The organism is Nonomuraea sp. NPDC050451 (assembly GCF_044458585.1).
The window spans coordinates 1-1,644 of record NZ_JBITHZ010000109.1; the positions used below are offsets into that span (position 1 = coordinate 1).

Here is a 1,644-nt window from a genome sequence, read left to right on the forward strand (position 1 = left end):
CTGCTGCTGGAGACCTCGTGGGAGGTTCTGGAGCGGGCCGGGATCGACCCGGGCACGCTTCGCGGCACCCCGGCCGGCGTCTTCATCGGCGGAACACACACCGGATACGGTGCGGATTCACCATCGGCCGACGTCGAAGGCTATTTGGTCACGGGCACGTCCAGCTCGGTCATGTCGGGACGGGTGGCCTACAACTTCGGCCTCGAGGGCCCGGCGCTGACGGTGGACACCGCCTGCTCCTCCTCCCTGGTCGCCATCCACCTGGCCTGCGAGTCCCTGCGCAGAGGCGAAAGCACACTGGCGCTCGCGGGCGGCGTGACCGTGCTCCCCAACCCCGAACTGCTCATCCAGTTCAGCCGTCAGCGTGGTCTGGCTCGGGACGGCCGGTGCAAGGCGTTCTCCGACGAGGCCGACGGCACCGTCTTCTCCGAAGGCGTGGGCATCCTGCTGCTGGAGCGGCTGTCGGACGCCCAGGCCAACGGCCACCGGGTCCTGGGCGTGATCCGCGGATCGGCGGTCAACCAGGACGGCGCCAGCAACGGCCTGTCGGCCCCCAACGGTCCTTCCCAGGAGCGGGTGATCCGCCAGGCGCTGGCCAACGCGGGCCTGGCCCCCGGTGACATCGACGCGGTCGAAGCCCACGGCACCGGCACCAAACTCGGCGACCCCATCGAGGCCCAAGCCCTCCTCGAGGTGTACGGAGCCCGTCCCGAAGAAGACCCCTTGTGGCTGGGCACCGTAAAGTCCAATCTCGGCCACACCCAGTGCGCCTCCGGTGTAGCGGGTGTGATCAAGATGGTCATGGCCGCCCGCGAAGGCCTCCTCCCTCAGACCTTGCACATCACCACCCCCACCACCCACGTCGACTGGGAACAAGGCCAGATCCGCCTTCTCCAACACCCCCAAACCTGGCCCGACCACACCGACAAACCCCGCCGCGCCGCCATCTCCTCCTTCGGCATCAGCGGCACCAACGCCCACCTCATCCTCGAACAAGCCCCCCACACCAGTACCGACGCTGATACAGGCACCGGCATCAACAGCGGCGCTGACAAGGGCACCGACACGGGCACTGAAGCTCCGCAACCCCTGCCCCTGGTCCCGGTAGCCCTGTCCGCCCGCGACCAGACGAGCCTGGCCGCTCAGGCCGCCCGCCTGGCCAGCCACCTCGCCACCCACCCCGACCTGCCCCTGCACGACATCGCCCTATCGGCCGCCACCACCCGCGCCCACCTCGAACACCGCGCGGTCATCCTGGCCCGCAACACCGACGACCTCCACAACGCCCTGCACCACCTCACCGCCACAAACGCCGACGGCAGCAGCATCAACATCGGCACAGGCGGCGACACAGGCAACGGCATCAGCGCAGGCACAAGCACCGCAAACGGCGCCGGAAGCGACACGGGCACTGGCAACGGCAATGGCAGCGGCATTCATGGTCGCACCGGCAACACCCAAAGCGCCGGAAGTGACACCAGCGCCGCCACCGCAGCGGCAACCGCCAACGGATCCGGAGCCGGTGCTCCCGCCCCCTCAAACAGCGGTATGGGCAGAGGCGTCAACGTGATCACCGGACGGGCCCGACCCGGCAAAACCGCCTTCCTCTACTCCGGACAAGGCGCCCAACACCCCGGCATGGGC

1 protein-coding gene is annotated in these 1,644 nt (G+C 69.0%); it reads left to right on the forward strand.

Annotated features, from left to right (window positions below):
- A partial coding sequence (locus ACIBI9_RS67830; protein WP_397239675.1) for a beta-ketoacyl synthase N-terminal-like domain-containing protein occupies window positions 1-1,644 on the forward strand: 1,644 nt, incomplete at both ends.